A 19256-nucleotide genomic window follows, 5' to 3' on the forward strand; every position below is an offset into this window, starting at 1 on the left:
GATTCACACAATTCATGGAAATCCCAGATGACCAAACATTACGATTATCTAGCAATTGGCGGCGGCAGCGGCGGCATCGCATCGATCAACCGGGCAGCCATGTACGGCCAGAAATGCGCACTGATTGAAGCCAAAGAACTGGGCGGCACCTGCGTAAACGTGGGTTGTGTACCGAAAAAAGTTATGTGGCATGCGGCGCAAATCGCCGAGGCCATCCACCTGTACGGCCCGGATTACGGTTTCGATACCACCGTCAACGCGTTTGACTGGAAGAAGCTGGTCGCCAACCGCACCGCTTATATCGACCGCATTCATAATTCCTACGACAACGTGCTGGGTAAAAACAAAGTCGACGTGATCAAAGGCTTCGCGCGCTTTGTCGACGCCCACACGGTGGAAGTGAACGGTGAAAAAATCACTGCCGACCATATCCTGATCGCCACCGGCGGCCGTCCAAGCCACCCTGACATTCCGGGTGCAGAATACGGCATCGACTCAGACGGTTTCTTCGATCTGGACGCCATGCCAAAACGCGTTGCGGTGGTGGGTGCTGGTTATATCGCTGTAGAAATCGCCGGCGTGCTGAACGCGCTGGGGGCTGAAACCCACCTGTTCGTGCGTAAACACGCGCCACTGCGGACTTTCGACCCGATGGTTGTCGAGACCCTGGTGGAAGTGATGAACACCGAAGGGCCAAGTCTGCACACGGAATCCGTGCCAAAAGCCATCGTCAAAAACGCCGACGGCAGCCTGACGTTGCAGTTGGAAAACGGCAAGGAATTCACCGTCGACAGCCTGGTGTGGGCGATTGGCCGCGAACCGGCAACCGATAACCTGAACCTGGCCGTTACCGGGGTGAAAACCAACGAAAAAGGCTACATCGACGTCGATAAATACCAAAATACCAACGTAAAAGGGATTTACGCCGTAGGCGACAACACCGGCGCCGTCGAACTGACTCCGGTTGCCGTAGCCGCAGGCCGTCGCCTGTCCGAACGCCTGTTCAACAACAAGCCGGAAGAGCACCTGGATTACAGCAACATCGCCACCGTGGTGTTCAGCCACCCGCCGATCGGCACCATTGGCCTGACCGAACCGGAAGCGATTGAGAAATTCGGTGAGGACAACGTGAAAGTGTACAAATCTTCCTTCACCGCCATGTACAGCGCCGTGACGCAGCACCGTCAACCGTGCCGCATGAAGCTGGTCTGCGTGGGTAAAGAAGAGAAAATCGTCGGCCTGCACGGCATCGGTTTCGGCATGGACGAGATCCTGCAGGGCTTTGCCGTAGCCATTAAAATGGGCGCGACCAAGAAAGACTTCGACAACACCGTGGCGATCCACCCGACCGCCGCAGAAGAGTTTGTGACCATGCGCTAAGCTTGGGCACCCGCTAAAACTCAGGCCAGGTTAACCCCCTGGCCTTTTCTTTTGGTCCTCTTTACCCTTTACTTCGACACAAACCTTCATTTTCTGCCATTATTTTGCCTGATATATGGGCAAGGCTCATGCAAGCATCCGCGACTCTGGAGAACATTGATGCTGTTCAATCTGTTTAAAAACACGCTGTGGGCATTTTTTGCGCTGGCCATCCTTCAAACCAGCGCGCTAAGTTTCACCCTGGAAGTCGCGGGAAACATCGAAAACACCACCGATCCGGTAAAGAAAAGCTATCTGTTTACCGATAAACAACTGTTGGCAATGCCGGTGCGCAGCATCACCACCTCTACCTCCTGGACGCCGCAAAGAAAGTTCGAAGGGATTGGCGTGGCGGACATTTTGGCGCGCGTCGGCGCCAAAGGCAGCACGCTGACATTTTATGCGCTGAACGATTATTACATCGACGTGCCGCTGTCAGATGTCGAAAAATACAACATGATTTTGGCTTACAAAATGGACGGCGTCATGCTGAAGATCAGAAACTTCGGCCCGCTGTTTTTGGTTTACCCGAGGGATGCCGCCGGGCCTGAGTTAAATTCTCCGCTCTACAACTCGCGCTTCATCTGGCAAGTGGACAGGATCGTAATCAAATGAAGCTCACAGGGTTTAAAAGCGGCAGCAGGCTGGCGATCCCGGCTATCTTTGCCGCACTGTTTCTGGTTGCCTCTACGGTGACGCTGTATTACTACAGCGCGACCCTGTCGAAAAAAGGGTTGTATGCTATCGCCGGCACGCAGGAAAATTACTCCTGGTCGATCGCCAAATTCTCGATCAAGCTGGCGGAATTTGACACATTGGTCGAACAGTTGAAAAACGCACCGCAGGTGGATAGCGAAGATCTTCGGCTCAAATTTGAAATCCTTTATTCGCGTTTTTACGTGCTGGAAACGGTCTCCGAATCCACCCAGCCGCTGTATGCCGAACCGGGTTATCCCGAAGTGGTCACGCACATGCGCGAGAAAATGGATCAGATTGATAATTTGCTGAACAGCCCGAAAATTGATTTCTCTCTGATTTCGCAGGCGATGAAGCAAATCAAGCCCTATGCGATTGAGATGGCTAACCTGACCGATCATGCCGAAGTGAAGCAGCGCACCGCGGCCTACGAAGACTATATCGAGAAACGACACATCATTTTCTATGGTCTGGTGATCGTGATGTTTTCAGTGATCGCGCTGATCGCCATCACGCTGATTGTGCTCCGTCAGCAGCGCCTGACTATCCGCCAGCAGGCCAAGGCGATTGAGGCGGAAAAAGCCACCCGCACCAAAAACGCCTTTCTGGGCGCCATCGGTCACGAGCTACGCACCTCGCTACAGAGCATCATGTCCGCCATTGATGTGCTGGTGAATACCCAGGTGTCGGCCGAGCACGCGGACACTTTCCAAAGGCTGGAAACCGCCGCACAGCAAATTGAAAGTCAGATGAAAGACCTGACCGATTACGCCCATCTCGACAGCGGTATGATGGAACTGCGTATCGCTCCCTTCGATGCCCAGCGGCTGGTTGAAGAAACGGCGAATGAAATCAAAACGCTGCGCCAGAAAGATCAGGTCACTTTGCTGTGTGAAGTGGAATGTGGCCACTTGCAGATACATTCCGATCCGCTGCGTATTCGGCAAATTATCGTCAATCTGCTGACCAATGCGTTCAAATACACCGAAAGCGGCACCATCACGCTGCATAGTTGCTTGCGCAGCCAGGCTACCGGCAGTTCGCTGATTATTGAGGTCACCGATACCGGGATTGGTATCGAAAAGGGAATGCTGGATCAGATATTCCGGCCCTTCACCCAGCTTGATCAATCACATACCCGCCAGTATGGCGGCGTCGGCATGGGGTTGGCGATTGTGCACGGGCTGGTGACGCTGCTCAACGGCACCATTACCGTCTACAGCGAGATCAAAAAAGGCAGCACCTTTATCGTCAGCATTCCGGTAGAAGTCAGTCACGAGGAGGAGTTGGGTGAAACACCGCTCCACCAGCAAAGTTTGCCGCAGAAACAGCAGCATATCTTGGTCGTCGATGACAATAAATCGGTGAGTGACGCCTTCTCGGCGCTGCTGGACAAGCTCGGCTATCAGCATGAGCTGTGCAACTCGTCTGAAAGAGCGCTGCAAAAACTGCTGCGGCGTCCTTACGACGCGTTGCTGCTGGATCTGCAAATGCCGGGAATCGATGGGGCCGCACTGGCTAAAAAACTGCGTGACCAACGTGGCCCCAACCGCCATATCCCGATTATCGGCATCAGCGCCTACACCCCGGAGCAACTGTCTGTCGAACAGCGGGCGCTGTTCGACAACTATTTAATGAAACCGGTTCGGCTGGACGCCTTGTCATCCGCACTGGCTTCACTGCTCGCCGCTAAAGGTTGAAGCACCGCAACAGTGCGGCTTCGATAACGTGGAGCCGCACGGGTTTTTCATAAGGGCCCAGCACATCATAGTCACGCATCGCCCTGGCGATTTCAGACTCCCGCTGGTCGGTACCCAACTGACCGGTCAGCACTAAAACCGGCGCGTCTGGGTTATCCGACGCGCGGATGGTTTCAATACAGCGATCTGCCGTTTCCTGACCGATCAACCAGTCGACCACGTAACCATCGAACAGACTTTGCTGCAGTGCCTGACAAAAGCTGCTGACGTCGTAAAATGCCACGGCATGGAAACCGCGCCCGTTTAGGTATTTGGTCAGCTCATCGGCCGCCAGATGCGAATCATCGAGCACCGCAATGCTCAAACGCTCGTCTTCGACGGCTGCGGGGCGAACCTCTATCAGTTCCACACAATAGCGTTGCCCTTGCGGTGCATCATCCGCGCGATAAATGCCCCATTGCCCAGCCTGCTGCAGTGCGACATATTCCGCAGTCCGCCCGCCAATCAGCTCATGGCCGATATAACCGACGCAGGCTAATTCCGCCCCGCCCACGTAAAAGATGGCATCACGTGCAATAGTTTGCGCGGAGACGTCATGTTCAGCACCGGTATCTACGATCGCAGCTGGCGTTTCCCCTAATGCCGCCGCGACGTCGTTAATCTGCTCCAGAATCCAGGGACTTTGCCCTTTCAGCTTGCGATGCGCATGCGAAAAACTCAGATCCAGAATACGGCTGAGTTCCTTGGCATGCTGCCGCTTACCAATCCCATAATGTACAAACAGTTCCCTGACCCGGTTTGCAATCGACTGTGAATCGAATTTCTGATGATTGTTATCCATTTTTTCCTTCGATTTTTTTTGCTGTTTTTTCAGTCGTTTTCATACTTGCCGTGCAAAAAAGCGATCTAAAACTGGTATATGGTACAATGTATTATCTAAACATTGCTTGACATACCACATTATATAGTCAAACATGGTATCAGAAGAGACACACAGCAACACCACAATAAAAATATAACAATAGTGAAATCGCATCACCAATAATCACAATAACACCAGGGAAAGCTCATTTCGGTTGCTGTACTGAGAGAATGTATGCAACAGACCCTCACCGAAACTTGAGCCGTAGCGCTAATCTGTTTTACCCGCATTTGAACCGAGATCCGCAAGGGTCTCGGTTTTTTCTTGCCTTATTTTTACCTTAACCCTGCCGCTCCACACCGCCGCCTGCGGGGAAACCATGCAAAAAAATAGGGCCAGCAAGCTGGCCCTGTGGGTTTAAATTCGAAAGTGAAATGTGTTGGATCAGAACTTCCAGGTAAAACCGGCGTTAACGCTGTTGTCCTGATAGTTTTGCGACAGCAGCCCGCCGTAGCCCAGCGACAGCGTGGCGTTCTTGTTCACCGCCACTTCCGCACTGGCTTTCAGCACCGCACCGTCACGCGACGCCGACACGCTGTTCACCACGAACGGTGAGCTGCCGCCGTTGAACTTCAGCCCGGTACCGCGATCCAGATCGCCGTACTGATGCTGCCAACCCAGCTCGCTGCGCAGCGCCACCGCAGTGGTTTTGCTCGCCTGCCACTCGGTGTCCGCACGCAGCCCCAGCGTCGAGACCGTCGCGTCGGTGTGTTGTTTGTCACCGTGCAGCGCCGCCGCCCCACCGTCTTCCGCGATGCCGTTGTTCTGGAAGTTGATGTACGCCAGATTGGCGAACGGCTCCAGATTCACCCAGGCCGCTTTTATGCTGTATCCCGCTTCGGCGAACACCTGCTCGGTGCGCGCGCTGTACTTCGCGGTTTCGCGATCTGACTGCATGCCGTAGTTCACCGAGCGTGAGGTATCGAAACGGTGCCAGGTGTAACCCCCACCGGCACGCAGCGCCAGTTCACCGAACTGTTTGCCGCCGTACACCGCCAGGTGGTAGTTGTCGCTGTCAGCATTCGAGCCATAACCGCCGTCCAGCGAAGTGCGGGTATAACCGGTTGCGACCCCTAACCGCCATTCATCCGCCAGCGCCGAGTCCAGCCCCACCAGCACGCCGTAGGTGGATGCCTGATAGCCCGTGGCATTGGCATCGCCCGACGCGTGGTCCCAGGCCCCCAGCAGTTGCGCCCAGGCGCCACCGTCGTCGTCAGCCTTGATGTCCGGCGAGGTCGCCAGCCCTTCCGCCTGACGCAAACGGCCGTTCAGCGCGTCGCGCAGGTAGCGGCTGTCGTTGACCTGTGCCGAAGCGATATCCGCGTGGATCTGCCCCGACAGCTGGCGGAACGCCTGCCGCGCTTCCCCCGCCGAACCGGCGTTGAGGATGCTTTCAAACACCGGATTACCCGCCGCCAGCGCATCTGCCGCCGCCGCCACCGCCCGCTCGTTCTGCGTTGCTGCCACGCTGGCGAAGCTGGTGTCATTACGGCCGACGTTAAGCGTTACCTGATTCGGCTGATAGGTCAGCCCGGTGCCCAAGAACAGGTAGTTCGGCGCCACAGAGTCAAACTGCCCGCGAACACCCTGCTGGGCGGTCAGAATGTTGTACTGCTGACCCAGCAGGCTGCGAACCTCGTTTTGCGACAGCAGGTTGCTGCTGTTTTCCAGCGATACCGTCACTTCACCGCCGCCGATCGTTGCCGATCCGTTACTTTGGATCCGATCGCTTTGGCCGTTCGCTGCCACTTCCACCGCGTAACGGGAGCCTGGTTCGAAGCTGACGTCACGAGTCACGTTCAGCGTGCCGATCGAATTGCCCGGCGCCACGGTACCGCCGCTGCGCGCGGTCAACGACCCTAGCGTACCGGAACCGCCCAGCACGCCGGCGCTTTGTACCGTCACGTCCGAAGTTACCGAACCATTTACCGCCAGCAGGCCGGTATTGACCCACGTCGGGCCGGAGTAGGTGTTGTTACCGGTCAGTACCAACGCCCCCTGGCCCACTTTGGTCAGGCCAGCATGACCGGAAATATCGTTGGAATACACTTCAAGCGAGCAGTGGTAGTCATCGCAGACTCTGGCATGCAACGTACCCTCATCGATGATCGCCCCCATGCCAGGAATATTGGCGACAAATTGCGACGAGCCATAAGCCACGCCCGTCGGGTCCGGAATACGAAACTCCTCGGGGATATCATCGACGGTATAGAACATGCCCGGACCGTTAATCGCCTTGCCCAGATTGATCATCCCCCAGCCATACAAGGCATCGATGCCCGGAGCCCCCATATCGGTCGCGGTCGTTTTAAGCACATCGGCAATTTGCGCCGACGTCATGTACGGGAAACGCTGCAGCAATACGGCGACTGCGCCGGTCACGTGCGGCGTCGCCATTGAGGTACCGTTTTTATTGCCATAGTCGGAGACCAACTGGTTCGGATCTGAACCGTTGGCTACCGTGCTGTAGATTTTACTGCCCGGCGAGGAGACGCAGAAGCTGGCGGTATAGCCGCAACGCGAAGAGAAGCTGCTGATGGTGTAAGGCACGCTGTTGGTGGAGGCGTCATCCTGCGCGACGCTGGCAACCGACAGCCAGTTAGGCGCAATATCCGGCACAAAATAGGCCAGGCCGCTGATCACATCCGGTTGGTTGTAGTTGCCGTCGTTACCGGCGGCGAACAACACCAGAATATTTTTACGTGCCGCATCGATAGCCCCCTGATAACCCGCCCCCGCCAGGCTGCCCAGCAAGGGTTTCACCTGATCAAACTGTTCCTGCGCGTCTTTCAGCTCGAAATGCAGCGCATCGGGTTTCTTGCCATTATCCGAAAGAAAATCCGGAATGCTGACGCCCCAACTGTTGTTGATCACCCGCACGCCGTTGTTGATCATCGCCTGCCAGCCCGCGTTGGTCACGCTGCCATCCAGCCCGAGGAACTCACCGTAGGCCGGGCCGTCATTGTCGTTATCGACGCTGATGATTTGCGAATCAAAGGCGACGCCGTGCATGCCGGTGCCGTCACGGTTGGCACCGCTTATACCGGCAACATGGACGCCGTGGTTACTTAACTGCCCCTGTGAACCACTGTAAAAATGGAAAGTACCGTCAAAGTAAAAGCGATCGCCGGCCTTAATCCCCTCACGATGCGGATCGGTATAGGCGCGATAGCCTTCGGTGACAACGTTAGTCAGCTTGCCGTCACCGGCAAATTCCGGATGCTGGTTCACCGGGGTATCGAAGATCCCCACCTTTTGCCCTTTGCCGGTATAACCTGCCGCGTAAGCCTCGTCGGCATGGATAGCCCCCAACCCCCAGTTAGCATTGAATTCATTGCTGCGCCAACTGGCCGGATCGCCGCTCCTCCCCCCTTCGGTATAGGTCGCGGCCTGTGCACCACCGGCGGCCAACAACGCGCATAACAGGGCGTTCAGTTTCCATGTCGGCGCCAATGCCGGTTTGTTGTTTCCTGCAGATTGCTTCATTCCCTTATCCCTTGTTGTTTTTGGTAAAAACCGCCCCAGCGGGACGGTTGTTCCGTTTGTTTTTTAAGATCAGAAATGCCAGGTAAAACCGGCGTTAACGCTGTTGTCCTGGTAGTTTTGCGACAGCAGCCCGCCATAGCCCAGCGACAGCGTGGCGTTCTTGTTCACCGCCACTTCCGCACTGGCTTTCAGCACCGCACCGTCACGCGACGCCGACACGCTGTTCACCACGAACGGTGAGCTGCCGCCGTTGAACTTCAGCCCGGTACCGCGATCCAGATCGCCGTACTGATGCTGCCAACCCAGCTCGCTGCGCAGCGCCACCGCAGTGGTTTTGCTCGCCTGCCACTCGGTGTCCGCACGCAGCCCCAGCGTCGAGACCGTCGCGTCGGTGTGTTGTTTGTCACCGTGCAGCGCCGCTGCCCCACCGTCTTCCGCGATGCCGTTGTTCTGGAAGTTGATGTACGCCAGGTTGGCGAACGGCTCCAGATTCACCCAGGCCGCTTTTATGCTGTATCCCGCTTCGGCGAACACCTGCTCGGTGCGCGCACTGTACTTCGCGGTTTCGCGATCTGACTGCATGCCGTAGTTCACCGAGCGTGAGGTATCGAAACGGTGCCAGGTGTAACCCCCGCCGGCACGCAGCGCCAGTTCACCGAACTGTTTGCCGCCGTACACCGCCAGGTGGTAGTTGTCGCTGTCAGCATCCGAGCCATAACCGCCGTCCAGCGAGGTGCGGGTATAACCGGTCGCGACCCCTAACCGCCATTCGTCCGCCAGCGGCGAGTCCAGCCCCACCAGCACGCCGTAGGTGGATGCCTGATAGCCCGTGGCGTTGGCATCGCCCGACGCGTGGTCCCAGGCCCCCAGCAGCTGCACCCAGGCGCCACCGTCGTCGTCAGCCTTGATATCCGGCGAGGTCGCCAGCCCTTCCGCCTGACGCAAACGGCCGTTCAGCGCGTCGCGCAGGTAGCGGCTGTCGTTGACCTGTGCCGAAGCGATATCCGCGTGGATCTGCCCCGACAGCTGGCGGAACGCCTGCCGCGCTTCCCCCGTCGAACCGGCGTTGAGGATGCTTTCAAACACCGGATTGCCCGCCGCCAGCGCATCTGCCGCTGCCGCCACCGCCCGCTCGTTCTGCGTTGCTGCCACGCTGGCGAAACTGGTGTCATTACGGCCGACGTTGAGCGTTACCTGATTCGGCTGGTAGGTCAGTTCGGCCCCCAGGAAGGGAGAGAAGGTAGATGTGGAGGTAAACTGCCCACTGATACCCTGCTGGGCGGTGAGAATGTTGAACTGCCGGCCGATCAGACTGCCTGCGTTGCCCTGCGAAAGCAGATTGACGTTTTTTTCTTGCAACACCGCCACCTCACCGCCGCCGATCGTTGCCGATCCGTTACTTTGGATCCGATCGCTCTGGCCGTTCGCTGCCACTTCCACCGCGTAACGGGAGCCTGGTTCGAAGCTGACGTCACGAGTCACGTTCAGCGTGCCGATCGAATTGCCCGGCGCCACGGTACCGCCGCTACGGGCAGTTAACGACCCTAGCGTACCGGAACCGCCCAGCACGCCGGCGCTTTGCACCGTCACGTCCGAAGTCACCGAACCATTTACCGCCAGCAGGCCTTGATTGACCAGGGTTGGCCCTGCGTAGCGGTTATTGCCGGTCAGCACCAGTGTGCCGATGCCCAATTTGGTCAGGCCGCCATGGCCGGAAATATCGTTGCTCCAGACATCCAACCCGCAATGAATATCGTCACACACACGCTCGGTAGGTTTGCCTTTGTCCAGTACTGCACCGATGCCTGGCAGATTCACCACAAATTGCTCCGGGCCGTAGGCACCGCTCACGCGGAACTCCTCCGGGATATCCTGTTCGGTGACAAACATCCCCGGGCCGTGGATCGCTTTGCCCAAATCAATCATCCCCCAGCCGTAAAGCGCATCGATGCCCGGCGCGCCCATATCAACCGTGGTGGTCTTCAACACCGAAGCCACCTGTGCGCCGGTCATATAGGGGAAGCGTTCCATCAGCACTGCAATGCTGCCTGCCACGTGCGGTGCGGCCATTGAGGTTCCGCTGTATTTGGCATAGCCGGTGGTCAGGTTATCTACGCTGTTGCCTTCGATAATCGAGCTGTACACCTTGCTGCCCGGAGCGGAAACACAGAAGCTGGCGGTATAGCCACAGCGGGAGGAGAAGCTGCTGATGCTGTAATCACCGGTGTTATTCGGATCCTGCAGGCTGGCGACCGACAGCCAATTCGGCGCGATCTCCGGCACGAAATAGGCCAAACCGGCCATCGCGTCCGGGTTATTCAGGTTGTAATCGTTACCGGCGGCAAAGATGGTGACAATGCCGCTGCGCGCCGCATCGATCGCCCCCTGATAAGCACCACCGGCTTTAGTACCGAGGATCTGTTTGATTTGGTCGAACTGTTTCTGCGCGTCGGCAAGGGTGAAATGCGGATAGGCTGGATCCTTGCCACCCTGATCAAATTTCTCGGTAATGCCGATACCCCAGCTGTTGTTGATGATGCGCGCACCGCTGGCGATCAACGCATTCCAACCTGCCTGATATACCGCGCCATCGTTGCCGAGAATGATGCCGTCTTCCGGCCCCGGATCCCCGTTTTCGGCACTGATGATTTGCGCGTTAAATGCCACACCGTGCATCTCGCCGCCGTCGCGGTTACCGGCGGCGATGCCGCCTACGTGGGTCCCGTGCGAGCCGAGAGTGCCGTCGGAATCCACGCTTGGCGTGCCGTCATAGCGAAATGCATCGCCTTTCTTCACCGGGATATAGGGGTCGGTATATTCGCGAATCCCCGTCGTGACCAGGTTGATCACTTTGTCCTGACTGCCGAACTCCGGGTGTTTGGCATATACCGGCTGATCGAAAATACCGAGCTTAACGCCTTTTCCGGTATAACCGGCGGCGTAGGCCTGATCGGCGTGGATGGCCCCCAGCCCCCATTCGGCATTAAATTCCTTACTGCGCCAACTGGCGGGATCGCCCTGCTTTCCGTTCTCTACATAGGGCGCAGCCTGCGCCCCACCGATGGTTGCCAGGCAAAAAAGCATCGCGCTCCACTGGGCGCGGCTAACACCAATTTCAGGCCAGCCGAAGGCCGCCTGAACAGGCTTGACTCCTCTACGTTTATTTTCCATCCCAGATACCGTCCATTGTTGTTTGCAAATGTTTTATTGGTTTTTTGTGTAACAGTTTCGTAACACCAAATAAATAAAGCACAACAATCTCAAGCGCGCCTTATGGGTCAATAAGGCAAACGCCTAACGGGGGAACGTCATTGTTAGAAAAAAGGAAGGAAAGACATAAGGATTTTGAATGACCGAAAACGGGCGAGAAGAATGAGCCCCTCCTGGCGAGATGAAAAGCTAATTAAATGATAAATAGAAATAAATCAAATAACAAAAGCCGACAAACTCGCCTCCGTCGACCATTAAAAAAAAGCATAAAATGCGTTTATTATTTCTTTTAATTATAAGAATTATCAATATTCACTCAGTGAAATATGCTGGTTTACACGGAGCAGACCATTGAAAATTGGATTATCATGCTAACGGTTTTTTGCTGTTCATCGCATCTTCTTCAGCCTGCGGAATAATGACTTTCGCCAGTAATGAATGCCTGCACAGGCGAAGTGCGCTTCATGATCCCGGGTGGCGGTGTACCCACATTGGACGCGCCGCGGCAGCCGTTTCGGGATCCACAGGCGCTGGCCGCTTTTATCGATACGCCGGGAGCCACTGTGCGGCCCACCAGCAAAAGATGTGTTGGTAAAAACCGCTTATCATATTAATGATCCGCGTTTTGCCCAGATCGTGATCGAACAATTCCGCTCGGTTACTGGCGTGCCGAATGAGTTTCTTCCACGGGCCTTATCAACGGAAAAGTTCTTTAATCCAAAAAAAGGGCCAGAGAATTAATCTGGCCCTTTTTACTTACCGCATGAAATTATTTCTGTTCAGTCGTCATTTTCGACTTCATGTTATTCATGTGGTCCATCATTTTCTGTTCGCGTTTCTGATAATTCTCATTGTATTGTTTTTTCTGCTCTGGGGTCAGCAGGTTGTACATTTTATTTTCAGCTTTGGCGCGCTCCAGCATATGCTCGGACTGAGTTTTGCTGATGGCGTCAATTTGGGCTTTCGCTTTGGCTTCATCGAAGCTGTCGGAGGCGACCAGGCTATGCAAGGCCTGACGCTCCTCTTTCATGCCCGCACCGCGTTTCTGATGCGACTCTTTCATGATATCGCGCATTTGTTGGCGCTGCTGTTCAGTCAGGTTCAGACCGGCGAATGGCCCGCCTTTACCCTCACCTTTGTGGTGCATCATTTTCATCGGAGTGGCATCTGTCGTCGCAGGTGCCGCTGTCGTATCTGCAGCGAAAGCCATGGAAGCAGAACCCAGAGCCAGAGTAGAAGCGACAAATAAAGCGGTCAGTTTACGCATGATCATTTCCTTAAAATTATTCTTCATCAGGAGCGCTGTACGTGAACAGGCTCATCTTTCGTCGGAGATAATAATAGGCCGATAAACATATAGTAATGCGATGGTGTGTAAATTTATTAAAGCCCGAAACAGGTTTATTCGACAATAATGAATGAATTATGGAGATGTTGTTTATTATCTGGAAATTTTGGTTTCCCCTGGCCTGACGATCACCTGATTTTGCTTTCCCCCCGATGGGGTTATTCCTGTCAATGCCCGTCTTTATTATAATTTAGGCTTATCCACTGCAACCGTCCTGCAACAAGATGACGACGGCATCGAAAGCAGCAATCGTACGAATCTCTCGAAAGCGCAGGTTCTCACTTACACTTAAGATTGTATCCACTCCCAGTGAGATCGTCAGGATCCGGCGCGCAACGCAGCCTTCTGCAGCGGCGGCAACGCGACGTTTACACTGCAAAACTAATTATTGGTTATATAATAGTTTCATCCTCTGCCCGTGAAAAACGTGTTATATGATGGAGATACGTGCACTACGGCCACTACCGAGCCAGAATTTGCTGCTGTGCCCATCGCACAGGCTGGCTGTCGTGCCATTTTGAGGAATCATCATGTTCGCAGACCAAGGCCCTATGCTTCTTAATGCCCACTTCGGCACCAACAGCCCATATTGGCGGTTGGCGTTTGACAGCAATGCCCTGGCGCTGTCGGCAGTGAAAGGAAAAACCCATATGGCCGTGGCGCTCAGCGCCATGCAGGCAGCCAAAATCCGCCGTCTGACCGGCATTACCGCCAGCCTTGATATCACCATCACGCTGGGGGGTGAGCCGATACATCTGCATCTGGTCGGGCGCAGGATCAATAATCAGGAATGGGCGGGTACCGCCTCGGCCTTCAGCGACACCCAATCGGTCGCCCGCGATCTGGTACACGGCCTGTCTTTTGCCGAACAGGTGGTGTCAGAAGCCAATTCGGTGATTGTGATTGTTGACCAGCACGGTCGTATTCAGCGCTTTAACCGACTGAGCGAAGAGTACACCGGCCTGCACGAACATGATGTTATTGGTAAAAACGTCTTTCAGCTGTTTATGAGCCCGGAAGAAGCGGCGGCATCGCGGCGAAACATCGCCGGTTTTTTTCGCAACGGATCATCCTATGAGGTGGAACGTTGGATCAAAACGGTGAAGGGGGAACGGCTGTTCTTGTTTCGCAACAAGTTCGTCCACAGCGGCAGCGGTAAAAATGAGGTGTTCCTGATTTGCTCCGGCACCGACATCACCGAAGAGCGTCGCGCTCAGGAACGACTGCGGGTATTGGCCAATACCGACATTATTACCGGCCTGCCCAATCGCAATGCCATTCAGGACAAAATCACCCAGGCAATCACCGCACGCGACGGCAATCATGTCGGTCTGGTGTATCTCGATCTCGACAACTTTAAGAAAGTTAATGACGCTTACGGCCATATGTTCGGCGACCGTTTATTGGTGGAGGTGTCGTTGGCGGTGCTTGGCTGTCTCGCACCAGACCAAACCCTGGCTCGCCTGGGGGGCGATGAGTTTCTGGTGCTTGCCCAGCAGGCCGATCGCGAGATGCTGCAACGGCTGGCACAGCGCATTATCGACCGCTTGAAGACCCCCTTTCGTATCGGCCTTATCGAGGTCTATACCGGCTGTTCGATTGGCATTGCGCTATGCCCCGAACATGGTAACGATCTCGACAGCCTGATCCGCAGTGCTGATACCGCCATGTACGTCGCCAAAGAGCACGGCAAACGCACCTATACCGTGTTCTCGCCGGAAATGAACAAACGCGTCGCGGAATACATGTGGCTGGATACCAACCTGCGAAAAGGGCTGGAACAAGATCAACTGGTGGTGTACTACCAGCCCAAAATCGAGGCGCTCAGCGGCAAGGTGTGCAGCGTAGAAGCTTTGGTGCGTTGGGATTCACCCGAGCGCGGCCTGATCCCACCGTTGCAGTTTATTTCTTATGCCGAAGAATCCGGTCTGATAGGCCCACTCGGGCGCTGGGTGCTGCAAACCGCCGCCAGACAGGCCGCACAGTGGCAACGACAGGGCTTGAATCTGCGGGTGGCAGTGAATCTTTCCGCACGGCAGTTGGTTGATGATTCCATCGTTGAAGATCTCGCTCAGGTATTGCAGTGCAATCACCTGGCCCCCTGCCTGCTCGACTTCGAACTCACGGAAAGCAGCCTGATTGAGGATGAAAAACGTGCCCGCGAAGTGATCACGCGGTTACGCGATCTGGGGGCGCAGGTGCATCTCGATGATTTTGGCACCGGTTACTCTTCTTTGGCCCAGTTGGCCCGCATTCCGCTGGATGCCATCAAGCTGGATAAAAGCTTCGTGCGCGGGGTGAATTGCAATCCGGTTTCGCAGTCGCTGGTGCGCGCCATCGTCGCGGCGGCCGAAGCGCTCAGGTTCCGGGTGATTGCCGAAGGTGTAGAGACCGAAAGCGAAAATCAGTTTCTGGATGAAGTCGGTGTGGATGAGAAACAAGGATTTCTGTTTGCGCGGCCAATGCTCCCGGACCAGTTGGAACATTGGCTGCAATCTTATTGCCCGCATCCCTCCTCAGCCTGATGCGGGCCAGGTAATGTTAGCCTGCACGACGCAGGTTTAGCGTGTGGCGGTCTTGTAGCATAACCAGACGCTCGATATAGGCACGATCTTTCTCCTCGATGGTGAAGGCCGAATGCACCCAATCCTCGGTAATATCCATCAGCTCCGAACGCGTGAGCTGCAGCACCCGCTGACGGGCGCGTAGCATGGCGCGCATCCCGTTCAATTTGGGCCGGATGGTATCGATGAAGGTGCGGGTCGCCACATAAGCATCGCCGGGCTGGAACAACTGATCGACCAGGCCACGGCTTTCAAACCATTCCGCGGTGTGCGACTCGCCCCCCCAGATCAGCTCTTCCGCCAGGCGCATACCTGCCTTGCGTGCCACCAGCGAATATCCCCCCATGCCGGGGAACAGGTTGAACGCAATTTCCGGAAAACCCATCCGCGCGTTGTTCTGTGCCAGCACGAAATGATGCGCCAACGCCGCTTCGAAGCCGCCCCCCAGGGCGCTGCCCTCCACCATCGCAATGCTGACCGCACCGGTATCAAACCCGCGCGCCGCCGCATGCACGCAGTCAATGCAGGCACGTGCGTAAGCCATCATCGCCTCGCGCTTGCGGTTTTTAATGGCCTCGGCAAAGAACTGCAGATCGCCACCGACGTTGAACATATTGGGCACCAGCGATCCGGTGACCCAAAAATCAAACTGCAATGAAGACTCTTTTGCTGCCTGCGCCAGCGTCATGATGTCTTCGATTAACGCCTGATTGAAGCAAGGGCGCGGTTCAGCACGCAGCAGCATCCACATGATGTGCCGTTCCTCCTCATAGTAGGCGGATATCTGGGTCAAATTGCCCGCTTCGGTAAACGGGCGACAGGTGGGGTGATTAAGTAATTTCATATGACCTTCCATTTTCTCTCGTGTTAACAGTTGAAACCGTTCCAGCCCCTACGGCTGCAGTTGCGCGGCGACTGGTAAACCGTCGCGCCACATCATGAGTAAACGCTTTCTTGGTGATGAAACAGATAAAAATTGAAGGTCGGAGAATGAAAAAAACCGCGCTGGAACGCGGCTGACATAAGAATTTTACCCATCGGCAGGCTGCAACATTTCACCGGGGGAGTGAACGCGCTAAGCTCACAAATTAGCCGGTTACCGGCCCCGGCGGCCAAAACGGCGAGCCTTTTGGCTATAATCAACATTGAGACAGCCTATTTATCGTTAAGGATATCGTGACGTAATGCCTACAGGATCAGATAAAGACCCCCGTCAGCCCAACAGTGAAGCGCCGCAAAAACCGCTGATCGACATCAAGACCGGCCACCAGACCCTTGACCGGCGCATTTCCGGATTTTCACGCCTGGTCGAACGCATCAAGGCCTGGCCAAGCATCGCTCACCTGCTGCGCGCCACCGAGCGCTTTAACGATCGCCTGGGCAGCCAATTCGGCGCTGCCATCACCTATTTCTCGTTTCTTTCGCTGATCCCGATTCTGATGGTGTCATTTGCCGCCGTCGGTTTTGTGTTGGCATCCAATCCGGACCTGCTAACCGGGCTGATCAATAAAATCGTCGGCAGCATCAGCGATCCGACCCTGGCCGGCACGCTGAAAAACACCGTCAATACCGCCATTCAGCAACGTACCACCGTGGGGCTGACCGGCCTGGCGTTGGCGCTGTATTCGGGGATCAGTTGGATGGGCAACCTGCGAGAGGCGATCCGTGCACAGTCGCGTGACGTCTGGGAGCGCAATCCGCAGGATCAGGAAAAAATCTATTTCAAATACACCCGCGATTTTATCTCGCTCACCGGTCTGGTGGTGGCGCTGATTATCACCCTGACGTTGACCTCCATTGCCGGTTCGGCGCAGGCGGCGATCGTGCAGGCGCTGGGTCTGGAAGGCATAGAATGGCTGCGGCCGGCCATGACGCTGATTGCGCTGTCGATCTCCATCTTTGCCAACTACCTGCTGTTTTTGTGGATCTTCTGGATGCTGCCACGGCATAAGCCGAAGAAAAAGGCGTTGCTGCGGGGCACGCTGCTTGCCGCTATCGGTTTCGAAGTGATTAAGTTTGTGATGACCATGACGCTGCCACAGGTGGCTAAATCCCCTTCCGGGGCAGCCTTTGGTTCGGTGATTGGGCTGATGGCGTTTTTCTATTTCTTCGCCAGACTGACGCTGTTTTGCGCCGCCTGGATCGCCACCGCGCAATATAAAGAGGATAAAACCCTGCCAACCTCAGAACAATCCGCGCCGTAAATCAACGCAATCATACCGGCCACTTTCCTGTGGCCGGTTTTTTATTTTGCATTTAAGCAATTAAACCAGCATATAAAACCAATAAGAAACCCACTCCCCTGCCAAAACCAGCATAACAAACTACAGCCTAACTTTTCTTTTCACCTTTTACAGATGTTCAGTCTGCGAATCATTCATTTGGCAACGTTAAAATCTATGCAGAAACGCAGTGATGAAACATTAAGCTTTTTAACCGGTTAATCGCCGCATTGTACAAAGTTTCGTCATTGAAAAGGCATTTTGCTGTGACTAAGATGGATTTTTACAAATTCAAAATATAAGAAATATTATGCAAGCCTCCATCGCACCAACTCTGGACGCCGACGACGCGTCAACACCGGTTAACTCACGCGGAAAAGTGATTGTCGCCTCGCTGGTCGGGACCGCTATCGAGTTTTTCGATTTTTACATTTACGCCACCGCTGCGGTGATCGTTTTCCCGCATATCTTCTTCCCACAGGGCGATCCCACCACCGCCACGCTGCAGTCGCTGGCCACTTTCGCCGTCGCTTTCGTTGCGCGCCCTATTGGTTCGGCGCTGTTCGGCCACTTCGGCGATCGCGTTGGGCGTAAGGTGACCCTGGTCGCCTCACTGCTGACCATGGGGATTTCCACCGTGCTGATCGGCCTGCTGCCAAGCTACGAAACCATTGGTATCTTCGCGCCAATCCTGCTGGCGCTGGCGCGCTTCGGTCAGGGTCTGGGCCTGGGCGGGGAATGGGGCGGCGCAGCCTTACTGGCCACCGAGAATGCCCCGGCCAGAAAACGGGCGCTGTACGGTTCCTTCCCGCAGCTGGGCGCGCCTATCGGCTTCTTCTTCGCCAACGGGACCTTCCTGCTGCTCTCCTGGTTGCTGACTGACCAGCAGTTTATGGAATGGGGCTGGCGCGTGCCGTTCATTCTGTCCGCCGCGCTGGTGCTGATCGGGCTGTACGTACGAGTGTCACTGCATGAAACACCGGTATTCGCCAAGGTGGCAAAAGCCGGCAAGCAGGTGAAAATTCCGCTCGGCACCCTGCTCAGCAAGCACCTGAAGGTGACGATCCTCGGCACCTTCATCATGCTGGCAACCTATACGCTGTTCTACCTGATGACGGTCTACTCGATGACCTACGGCACCACGCCGCAGCCGCTGGGGTTGGGCTATTCGCGCAACAGCTTCCTGTGGATGTTGATGGTGGCGGTGATCGGCTTTGGCGTTATGGTACCGATTGCCGGTCTGCTGGCTGACGCCTTTGGCCGTCGCAAGACCATGATCGTCATTACTCTGCTGATGATCGCCTTCGCTTTCCTGTTCCCTAGCATGCTGGGTTCCGGAAACCAGGCGCTGGTGATGGGCTTCCTGCTGTGCGGCCTGAGCATCATGGGGCTGACCTTCGGCCCGATGGGCGCGCTGCTGCCGGAGCTGTTCCCGACGGAGGTGCGCTATACCGGCGCATCCTTCTCCTATAACGTCGCGTCAATCCTCGGGGCCGCGGTAGCGCCTTATATCGCCACCTGGTTGGCAACGCACTACGGCCTGTTCTATGTCGGTCTGTACCTGGCGGCCATGGCCAGCCTGACGCTGATCGCCCTGTTGTTGATGAAAGAGACCCGAGACAAGTCGCTGTAACCCCGCTTACGCGGCCCCCATCAGGCGGGCCGCACTTCCCGTATTGTCTCCTGTCA

The 19256-nt window shown here is 55.7% G+C and carries 11 protein-coding genes and 1 pseudogene; 7 read left to right on the forward strand and 5 right to left on the reverse strand.

What is annotated here, in order from left to right:
- Positions 1-27 precede the first annotated feature (27 nt).
- The 3 genes from gorA to M495_RS23285 all read left to right on the forward strand — a co-directional run bounded on the left by gorA (position 28) and on the right by M495_RS23285 (position 3815).
- Positions 28-1380, forward strand: coding sequence for a glutathione-disulfide reductase (gorA, locus tag M495_RS23275; RefSeq protein ID WP_020837456.1), 1353 nt, complete (start codon positions 28-30; stop codon positions 1378-1380).
- Between the two features lie 159 nt (positions 1381-1539).
- Positions 1540-2034 (forward strand): molybdopterin-dependent oxidoreductase, encoded by a 495-nt coding sequence (locus M495_RS23280; RefSeq protein ID WP_020837458.1) that lies wholly within the window; start codon positions 1540-1542, stop codon positions 2032-2034.
- On the forward strand, positions 2031-3815 hold the full coding sequence (locus M495_RS23285; protein ID WP_020837459.1) for an ATP-binding response regulator: 1785 nt from the start codon (positions 2031-2033) through the stop codon (positions 3813-3815). Before M495_RS23280 ends, M495_RS23285 begins: the two co-directional genes overlap by 4 nt.
- On the opposite strand, the gene M495_RS23290 is transcribed toward M495_RS23285, so the two are convergent.
- The 3 genes from M495_RS23290 to M495_RS23300 all read right to left on the reverse strand — a co-directional run bounded on the left by M495_RS23290 (position 3805) and on the right by M495_RS23300 (position 11307).
- The gene (locus M495_RS23290; protein WP_020837460.1) at positions 3805-4656 is read right to left on the reverse strand and encodes a helix-turn-helix domain-containing protein; all 852 of its coding nucleotides are present in this window, start codon (positions 4654-4656) and stop codon (positions 3805-3807) included. The genes M495_RS23285 and M495_RS23290 overlap by 11 nt on opposite strands.
- A gap of 465 nt (positions 4657-5121) precedes the next feature.
- Positions 5122-8223 carry an autotransporter outer membrane beta-barrel domain-containing protein gene (locus M495_RS26170; RefSeq protein ID WP_020837461.1) on the reverse strand — a complete coding sequence of 1034 codons (3102 nt, stop codon included), beginning with the start codon at positions 8221-8223 and terminating at the stop codon, positions 5122-5124.
- 69 nt (positions 8224-8292) lie between these two features.
- Entirely contained in the window at positions 8293-11307 is a 3015-nt protein-coding gene (locus tag M495_RS23300; protein WP_020837463.1) for an autotransporter outer membrane beta-barrel domain-containing protein, read from the reverse strand.
- A gap of 560 nt (positions 11308-11867) precedes the next feature.
- On the opposite strand from M495_RS23300, the pseudogene M495_RS26175 reads away from it, so the two are divergent.
- A pseudogene (locus tag M495_RS26175) lies at positions 11868-12174 on the forward strand (hypothetical protein); the annotation flags it as partial.
- Positions 12175-12202: 28 nt separating this feature from the next.
- Here the strand turns inward: M495_RS26175 and spy are convergent.
- Positions 12203-12700: an ATP-independent periplasmic protein-refolding chaperone Spy gene (gene spy / locus M495_RS23305; protein ID WP_020837467.1), complete on the reverse strand. Its 498-nt coding sequence runs from the start codon at positions 12698-12700 to the stop codon at positions 12203-12205.
- Positions 12701-13311: 611 nt separating this feature from the next.
- Between spy and pdeR the strand changes: the two genes are divergently transcribed.
- On the forward strand, positions 13312-15306 hold the full coding sequence (gene pdeR, locus M495_RS23310) for a cyclic di-GMP phosphodiesterase (RefSeq protein WP_020837469.1): 1995 nt from the start codon (positions 13312-13314) through the stop codon (positions 15304-15306).
- 16 nt (positions 15307-15322) lie between these two features.
- Here pdeR and M495_RS23315 read toward each other — a convergent pair whose 3' ends face one another.
- Complete coding sequence (locus M495_RS23315; RefSeq protein WP_020837470.1) at positions 15323-16189, reverse strand: crotonase/enoyl-CoA hydratase family protein; 867 nt, start codon at positions 16187-16189, stop codon at positions 15323-15325.
- A gap of 340 nt (positions 16190-16529) precedes the next feature.
- Between M495_RS23315 and yhjD the strand changes: the two genes are divergently transcribed.
- Positions 16530-17549 (forward strand): inner membrane protein YhjD, encoded by a 1020-nt coding sequence (gene yhjD, locus M495_RS23320; RefSeq protein ID WP_020837471.1) that lies wholly within the window; start codon positions 16530-16532, stop codon positions 17547-17549.
- 328 nt (positions 17550-17877) lie between these two features.
- A complete protein-coding gene (locus tag M495_RS23325; RefSeq protein WP_020837472.1) occupies positions 17878-19200 on the forward strand; it encodes an MFS transporter in 1323 nt (440 codons plus the stop codon).
- The last annotated feature ends 56 nt before the right edge of the window (positions 19201-19256 follow it).

It is taken from the genome of Serratia liquefaciens ATCC 27592 (assembly GCF_000422085.1).
In the GTDB taxonomy this organism is placed as follows: domain Bacteria; phylum Pseudomonadota; class Gammaproteobacteria; order Enterobacterales; family Enterobacteriaceae; genus Serratia; species Serratia liquefaciens.

What these genes read in the sequence shown, in the direction of transcription:
- M495_RS23285 (WP_020837459.1), top strand. Translation starts at nt 2,031, where the DNA reads ATGAAGCTCACAGGGTTTAAAAGCGGCAGCAGGCTGGCGATCCCGGCT.
- gorA (WP_020837456.1), top strand. Translation starts at nt 28, where the DNA reads ATGACCAAACATTACGATTATCTAGCAATTGGCGGCGGCAGCGGCGGC.
- M495_RS23300 (WP_020837463.1), bottom strand. Translation starts at nt 11,307, where the DNA reads ATGCTTTTTTGCCTGGCAACCATCGGTGGGGCGCAGGCTGCGCCCTAT.
- M495_RS23290 (WP_020837460.1), bottom strand. Translation starts at nt 4,656, where the DNA reads ATGGATAACAATCATCAGAAATTCGATTCACAGTCGATTGCAAACCGG.
- M495_RS23325 (WP_020837472.1), top strand. Translation starts at nt 17,878, where the DNA reads ATGCAAGCCTCCATCGCACCAACTCTGGACGCCGACGACGCGTCAACA.
- yhjD (WP_020837471.1), top strand. Translation starts at nt 16,530, where the DNA reads ATGCCTACAGGATCAGATAAAGACCCCCGTCAGCCCAACAGTGAAGCG.
- M495_RS26170 (WP_020837461.1), bottom strand. Translation starts at nt 8,223, where the DNA reads ATGAAGCAATCTGCAGGAAACAACAAACCGGCATTGGCGCCGACATGG.
- pdeR (WP_020837469.1), top strand. Translation starts at nt 13,312, where the DNA reads ATGTTCGCAGACCAAGGCCCTATGCTTCTTAATGCCCACTTCGGCACC.
- M495_RS23280 (WP_020837458.1), top strand. Translation starts at nt 1,540, where the DNA reads ATGCTGTTCAATCTGTTTAAAAACACGCTGTGGGCATTTTTTGCGCTG.
- spy (WP_020837467.1), bottom strand. Translation starts at nt 12,700, where the DNA reads ATGCGTAAACTGACCGCTTTATTTGTCGCTTCTACTCTGGCTCTGGGT.
- M495_RS23315 (WP_020837470.1), bottom strand. Translation starts at nt 16,189, where the DNA reads ATGAAATTACTTAATCACCCCACCTGTCGCCCGTTTACCGAAGCGGGC.